This window comes from Streptomyces prunicolor NBRC 13075 (assembly GCF_000367365.1).
Taxonomy (GTDB): domain Bacteria; phylum Actinomycetota; class Actinomycetes; order Streptomycetales; family Streptomycetaceae; genus Streptomyces; species Streptomyces prunicolor.
In genome coordinates, this window is the sequence record NZ_BARF01000173.1 from 1 (window position 1) to 8274 (window position 8274).

Sequence of the window (8274 nt, forward strand, 5' to 3'; positions counted from 1 at the left end):
CAGGACACACCTACCTGGCCCACCTCCCAGGCCCCGACCGCGCTACCGCCCGCGCGGCGCCAATTCCCGTCGTCCTACGTGGCCTCCTATGGCGCGGTCCCGGACGGCACGGTCGGGTTGGTGTACGCGGAGCCCTTCTCCGACGAGGTGATCGAGGGGCTGCACGGTCAGGTCTACGTGGCGCTGGGGCTGAACCGCGACAATCCGCCCGAGGCGGTGCGCACGCAGGTGCGGGACGTCCTGAGCCGGGAGAACCTCGCGCTCCAACTGCCGTATCTGCGCTCCAACGGCGGTCACCGCGTCACCGTCCGGGTCGACGGGAACGACCGCACCGTCGACGTACAGCTGACGCTTTCCGAGCCCCGGACTTCGTTGCGGCAGGGGCGTTTCGATCCGCGTGACGCGGACAAGCATGTCGAGCGGCGCGGGTTCGGTACGCGGGAGAACTTCTCCAGTCAGCCGTCGGGTACCTATCGGACCTTCCAGGTGCCGTGGACCGGGTCCTGGCCGATCACGGCACCCACGGCGGTGCGGGGTGTGGACGGTTCGGTCACGGCGGCCATCACGCACAACCAGGCGAGCGACGCCACCACGGTCACCCAGGCCATCCAGACCACGTCCTCCCAGCGGTCCAACGAGCCCTCGGATCCTGTGGAGTTCACCACCCGCTGGCGGGTACGCACCGGTGCCCCGGCGGTCACCGCGCCCCCCACCACGGCCCCGGCCGCGACGGCGACCCCGGCGCCCGTGCCCGACGGATGGGGCGCCGCGGAGTCGCACGGCCCCACCACGATCTGGTTCCCCCGGCACCTCACCACCGCCGACCCGGCGCCGGGTTCGCTGCCCGCGCCCGCCGCGATGGCCGATCTTCCGCTCTACGGCGTCGACTCCGTGATCGACCCCAGGGCCCTGTACGAGCATGTCCACCAGACCTTCCACACCGATCTCGACGCCACCGCCGCCGGGCAGGTCTCGGACTTCCTCTCCGAGCAGGTGCTGCGCGGCACGCTGCCCATGCAGGTGGACGGCGGGATCTACTCGCCCGTCATCACCGGCGCGGACGGCAACGCGGTGGGCATGCTGCACCTGGTCACCGTGCCCGCCGTCGGTACGCCGTTGCGGCAGAGCACCCCCGGTCAGATCAACCTCGAAAGCCACTTGGTCAACACGGCGAAGGTCGACCTCTCCTCGAAGTACACCAGCGGTATCGGCGTCAGCGGCAGCGGTGCCGCCGCTCTCACCGGTGACCACGGCCAGGGGCACCCGGACGCGGCCGGCACCATCGGTGGCAGCCTGGGCCTGCGCGGGCAGACGCAGGCGACCGTCACCAACACGTACAGCGCGAGCAGTTCCGCCGGCACGATGCACGCCATCCGCACCAACCGCGGCCACCTCCTCACTCCCTCCGGTGTCACCTACCAGGTCACCCTGATCCGGCCGGACGGCACCGAGACGACGGCGCCCCCGCTCACCCAGGCGCACGGCATGGACCTGCGCGTCCTGAGCAAGGCGGACGCCACCGGGCACGCGCCGACCGCCGACGAGACGCGTGAACTCCCGGACTCCCTGGACCGGTTGGACGGCATCGGGCTGAGCGCGGCCCCGCTGGATGTGACCGGCACGGACGGTCTGTTCGACGAGGCCGAGACCTGGCTGCGCCGCGAGGGCTTCCTGCCGCCCGCCCCCACGGCCACGCGCCCCACCGGGATCGGCGCCCGCCTGAAGCAGGCGGCGCGGGACCACGAGCCCGAGCACCAGATCCGGTTGCACGCCCAGCTGAACAACCTGCGGCGGCTGCGTGAGGCCCGCTCCCGCACGGGTCTGCGTGCCGCCACCGATGCCATGGTCGACGGCGGGCACGCCCTGCACTTCGAGGTGCCGAACAGCACGGACACTGGCGTCCGTCGGGTCCGGCTGCTGCTCACCGCCGAGCGTGACACCCCGCAGGCCAGCACCCACAACCTGGTGCTGCCGGGCATCCAGGTCATGGGTCTGGCCCAGATGGCGGGCAGTGACGCCGAGCAGCGGGGCGAGTCGTACGGTGCCGCGCTCGGACCGATGGCCAGTGTCAGCGGACCGCTGGGCGTCTGGGGGTCCATCGGGTTCGGGGCCGACTACCAGTACGGCCACCAGGTCACCCACGGCGACACGGTGGGCGGCGCCACCTCGCACGACCAGTTCTACATCGGCACCGGCCAGGACAGTCACGACTTCGCGGTGCCGGTACGGTTGGCCCTGGACGTGTACGCGGACGACACCGATCAGCCCAGCGAGCGGTTCGGGCAGAACGTCAACCAGGCCCTCGCCCCGACCCCGGCTGTCCCCGCGGCCCCGGCTGTCGCCGGTGCGCCGCCCGTCGTCCATCCGCCGACGGTCGCCGGCACGCTCCGGCTCGCGGTGCCGCACGGCCGTACCCAGGCACCGTCGGTGATCCCCGCGCCGCCCGCCGTACGTGCCGACGGGGCGCCGCGCCCGACCAACGCGGTCGACATGGCCCGGCTCGACGCGACCGACGCCAACGGCGTCCCGCGCCAGGATCTGGTGCGGATACCGGACGACGCGCTGATCGACACCGTGCGCGGCGCCGCGGCCATCGAGTCGGTCTTCCGGCGGGCCGCCGCGGAGATCCGCAACCAGGCCCGGCCGACGCCCGCCGCCGACAACGGCACCGGCCCGATCCTCCCGGTCACCGCCCCGGCCACCACCGGTACGGCCACGGGTACCGCCCCCGCCCCGACCGCCACTCCGCCCGCCCGCGACGGCATCTCCCCGCTCGCCGGGCACGGGCTGACGGACAGCAGGACGCGCGCCGCCGAGACCAGGCACGCCGCGATCACCCCGGGCAGCCTCATCGCCCACGGCCACGAACTGTTCAAGAACTCCTACATAGTTGAAGGCCTGAGCCTGCCGGGGACGCTCGCGGACGGCCAGTACTCCCTGGAGATCCAGGCCGTCGCACACGGACCCCGACTGCTGGACACCACCCGGCAGTACCTGGAGACGGGCGTCTCGGCCACCGACAACGCCCAGCAGCTCAAGTCCCTCGGAAAGTCGCACCAGTTCGGCGGTAGCGGGGTGCTCACCCAGAACCCGCCCACCCAGCCCGCGGGCCCGGCGAACGCGGCCGGGCAGGGCAACACCGGCCCGGAGTCGGACGGTTCGGTCTCCACCAGCCAGACCAGCGGCAAGTCGTACAAGGGCCTCTTCAACCCCTCGGCACGGCTCGGCTATGTCGCCCGCACCGACACCGCCGACACCCTCTCCGCCAGCACGGGCGTCAACCGCACGCCCACCGAGAGCGGCGACCTGCACCGGGTGGTCGCCGACGTCACCTACTTCGTCACGGTCCGCGCGGGCTCCCGCGCCCTCCTCAACGGCGTCGGCGGGCCCGTCCCGACAGGCCCCGTCACCCGTCTGACCACGGCCGGCTCCGGCTCCCGCCCGCTGCTCACCGGAGGCGGCGAGCACGGCACGATCGCCCCCGTCACCTTCGCGGTAGACGTCCCGGACGGCCTGCAGTTCCTCATGACCCAGGGCCAACTCGCCCGCGACGCACGGTGGATGGGCTCGGTGGACGGGCTCGCCCCCGCGCCCGCACCGACCCTGACGGCGGCCCTCCCGGAGCCGTACACCCGCAACCGCGAACTGGGCCTCGGCGGAGTCCTCTCGGTCATCGAGTACGACCGTCCCGTCGCCGCCCCCGTCCCCTCGACGGGGCCCGCCGCCGGCCATATCCCGTTGCAGTCGGTCAACCGGAGGGAGCGGCGGGGGCAGGTCGGGCGGACGCTGCTGGCGCTGGTGGAGGCCGAGGCACCCGGAGCGGTCACCCCGGGGCACTCCGGCTACCAGCAGGGCGTGCACAGTCGCGTCGCACAGCTCACCTCGTCCGCCGGACTGCGCTCGCTGCCCGGACGCGGTCCGGACGGCACTCCGCGCCGGGCCACCACCCGCTTCCACTTCCGCCACCACGGCTTCGGCGGTGAGCGGTTGGTCGAGGTCACGCTGACGGCCGTGCCCCGGCGGACCCAGAACCTGGCCGCCGTGCAGGGATCCTCGACCCCGGGCTCGGGTCTCGAACAGTGGCAGTCGCACACCGCCGCGGGCCGCACCACCACCCGCGCCTCGGTCCGGCAGAAGCAGCTCCCGGTCACCCTGACCACCCGCTATCTCCGCCCGAACCAGGGCCCCGACCCGTCCAGGACGGACCGCGCGGCGCCCGTGTTCACCCCCCAGTCGGCCACCAGCATCTCCGCCCGGCGGGCGACCACCGCCGACAACCGCTTCTGGCTGCGCACCGACAACGGCGCCGACTTCGACGGCCTCCAGTACGACTACGAGCTGTCGGTCCGCTCCGCGTTGGTCGCCGACTGGCCGCCCAACGTCATCGGCGGTCTCCTCCAGAACGGCGTCATCGCCTGGTCCGACGCGGACGGCGACGCACGCCGGTGGATGAACGCGCTGCTGGCCCGGGGCACCCCGCGCACCGGCAGCGTCCCGGTCAGCCTGACGCTGCGCTTCACCGGCACCGAGACCAACCCGCTCGTCGGCCCGGTTCCGGTGAACCCCCCGTCCGTCGTCTCCCGCACCGACCCGCGCAACACCGTGCTGCCGCTCGGCCCCACCATCCGCCCGTATCTCGCCGACGCGCAGATGTTCCACCCGGTGGGGCCGACCCCGGCGTTCCACTTCGACGGCTGGGCGCACCTGGGGACGGCGCTGAACGACGTGGCGCCCCGCGGCGGTCAGGGCTGGCACGCGCAGGTCACCTCCGTCTCGGTGGAGGGTCAGGCGGTCCGCCTGGGCCAGTTGATCCAGGCCGGACGGGTCTCCCTCGACCGTCCCCGGCTGGCCGCCGACCTCACCCGCAAGATGCCCGGCACCACACCCTTCGAGGGGGCGCCGGGACGGGCCCCGTCGATCGCGGTCACGCTCTACAACCCGCGCCGTTCCACCCACGCCGACGACGTCACCCTCGACCAGCTCCACAACACGACCGACACGGTGAGCACCGCCGCCGGAGCCGACCACTCCCTCGCCACCTCGTACACGCAACTCCTCAGCGGTGACGACGACAACCAGGAGATCGCCGGGATCAGCGTGCCGCTCGCCCAGCGGCAGACCCAGCCCTCCACCTTCGGCGGCACCACCACCGGCAGCCGCCGTGACTGGCTCAAGACCGGCAGCACCTCCGCACCGGCCAACGGGGCGCGGGGCACGCGCAGTTACGTCGTCGACGTCGACGCCCACCTGCTCGTCGAGGGACCCGAGGGCACCCGCCATGTCACCGGCACGGTCACCCTCCGCGTCGAGGAACGCGACCTCCTCGGCCACGGTCTCCTGACCCCGGCCGAGACCCCGCCGAACCTCCACGACCTGCCCGCGCTCGTTCCCGACTGGGCCACCGCCGAGCCGCACACCCTGCCCGAGCGCCTGCATACGGCGATCCCGCCCGGCAGTGACGGCGTGCAGTTCTGGGTGGCCCTCGGCGCCGACCCGGACGGCGAACACCTCGGCCAAGCCCTCTACATGGCCTCCCGCACGGCCGTGCTCGGCAACCGCCCGCTGGAACTGATGACCCGTGACCCCCAGGGCATCCGGCGTTGGGAGTTCACGCCCGAAGGCGCCCTCGTCACCGACGACCCCGACCTCACCACCGCGTGGACCGCCTTCCACGCCCAGGCCGAACTCCTGCACACCGCCACCGACACCCTCACCGACAGCCCGCAGCGGCTGAACCTCCTCACCGGCGCCCTCCAGCAGGCCAACCGGGCGCACACCGCAGCCGTAGCAGCCCACGGGAAGGCGGAACTCGCGGTCACGAACGCGACCGCTGCCCACAAGCAGGCGACGCGGACGGCCGCCGAGTCCGCCAAGGCCGCGCGCGAGGCCGAGGCACTGGTCGCACGGCTGAAGCGGGACCTCGCGGAAGCCCGCAGCACCGTCACCACCCTGCCGTCGGTCATCGAGCGGCACGAGCGGGACGAGACGAAGGGCCGCCACGACCTCCGGACCGCCCTGGCCGCGCTGACGCAGGCCGAGAACACCGTGCGCGAAGAACGCGCCGCCGCCGCACGGGCCGCCGCCGAACAGGCCGCGCGGAACGGGCAGTCGAGTCCAGCCCCCGCCCCCGTACCGGCCCCCGTGGCACCCGGCACCCCACGTTCCCACGCCCCCGCGGCCGATGTCGCCGCCGACCCCCGGGTGCGGGCCACGGTCCCCGCGATCACCGCCGCCGAGGAATCGATCCAGCAGGCCACCGACCAACTCGCCGCGCAGCGGCCGGTGTTGGCGATGGCGCAGCGCGTCGTCGACATCGGCCCGGCGCGCATCAGCGAGGAGGAGGGGAACCACGCGGAGGCCGTGCAGGAGGCACGGAAGGACGCGGCGGCCGAGGTCGCCGCGGCCGACGACCTGCGGGACGCCAGGCGGCGCGAGACCGCCGCCCAGGGCCGGGTGACCGCGGCCGAGACCGAGGTCGACCGGCGCAACGGGCAGGTCGTCGCCGCCGTCACCGCGCAAATGCAGGCCGCCGCCGACCAGATGGCGGCCACCGCCGCACTGCCGGACCTGTCCAGCGACGTCCAGGACAGCGCCCCCACCCCCGAACAGTCCCTGCGGACCACTTTCGCCACCACCCCGCCCCGCTGGCCCGCCCCCGACGGCCGAGCCACCCCCCTCCCGGCCGGCGGCCAGACCCACACCCCGGCGCCCGCCACCGGCACCACCGACGCCGGGACCACCGGGACGAACCCCGACACGTCCACGTCCACGCCCGCACCGACCACGTCGAAACAGCAGCCGAAGAAGAGCGCACCGCCCAAGTCCGGTAAGTCCGGTACATCCGGCAAGGACAAGAAGTCGGCCACCGACAAGGCGGACAAGAACAAGAAGCCGGCGACCGACAAGAGCACGAGCAAGGCCACCGCCAAGAGCACCGGCGTCAACAAGAGCACCGGCCTCAACAAGGGCAAGGGCGTCGACAAGGGCAAGGCCCCGGCCCCCGGCACGACCTCGACCACCACCGCCTCGACCCCCGCGACCCCGCCGTCCCCCTACGTCACCCCCACCGGCAACGCCGTGCCGACCCCCGGCGACGGCAACTGCCTCCTGTACGCCGTCATCGGCAGCGCGCCGCACCTGGTCCGCACGCACCTGCGGCGGGCCGCCCCGGGTGGCCTCAACGCGGGTACAGACAACTGGCTCGCCCGGCCCGACGACGTACGGCAGACCCTCACGACGGTGACGCAGGAACCGCAGAGCGCGGACCAGGGAGCAGGCCATCTCCGGTTCGTACAGCGGGAGTTGCAGAACCTGGTGCAGGCCCGCCTGGCAGCGGCACGCGACGGCAGCCGACCGCTCCCGCCGCAGGTGCTCGGCCAGCTCCGGGGCGTCCTCGTCGACCCCTTCACGACGCGGGTCCAGGGCCTGTCCGACACCGAGGTCAACGGCCGACTGGCCCACTACGGCATCCAGGGCGTGACGCAGGCAGAGGACCTGGACCCGGTCGACCTCCAGGCCCGCTATCTGCAAGCCGTCTCGACGCCGGGCGCACCGCCCGCACCGGCCGGCGCCGTGCCGAGCAACCGGCGGATGTTCGCCTATCTGCGTGCGGTGGACGAGCTGCCGACGCTCACCGACATGACACCGGACGAGCGCCGTTCGCTGCTGATCGCCGGCTACCACCGGAGCACCGCCCCCCTCACCGGGGAAGAAGCGGCCCTGCTCGAAAACGCGGTGCGCAACTGGTCGAACGCGTGGGCGCACCCGGTCGGCGACACCTTCCTGCCCTTGCTCGCCGACACCCTCGACGCCCCGATCCACGTCTTCCAGCCGGTGCCGGACCCGCTCGCCGCCACCAACGCGAGCGCCGGTCCCCAGGGCATCGTGCTGCGCTACGGCCCGACCACCGACACGCCCGCGCTGGAGGTCCACTACACGGGCCTGAACCACTACAGCGCGAGTGATGCGCACCCGGGCACCGACGCGGCGGCCACGACCACCCCGGCGGGCATCACCCCGCCGAACGCACCCCGGGGTCCTGGGGACGCCAACAGCGTTCAGCCGGACGGGCGTTACCGTCCCGCGCCGACTCGTGATGCCGATGACGACAGGCCCGCGTCGCATGTCGCCGATCCGGCGCCGAAGGACACGTGGTTCGGCCTGCGCCCGCACGCCCGCCCGGCCGTGCACTCCACGGAGCGATTCGACGCGCACGCGGACCAGTCCAACTCCAACGCGCCCCGCCCCGGCGTCCTGAGCGGTGCGACGACTCTT

Annotated in this window: 1 pseudogene; it reads left to right on the forward strand. The window is 73.4% G+C overall.

The features are described 5' to 3' along the window. Window positions 1–78: 78 nt before the first annotated feature. Window positions 79–8274 (forward strand): annotated as a pseudogene (locus tag SPR02S_RS63785) (hypothetical protein); the annotation flags it as partial.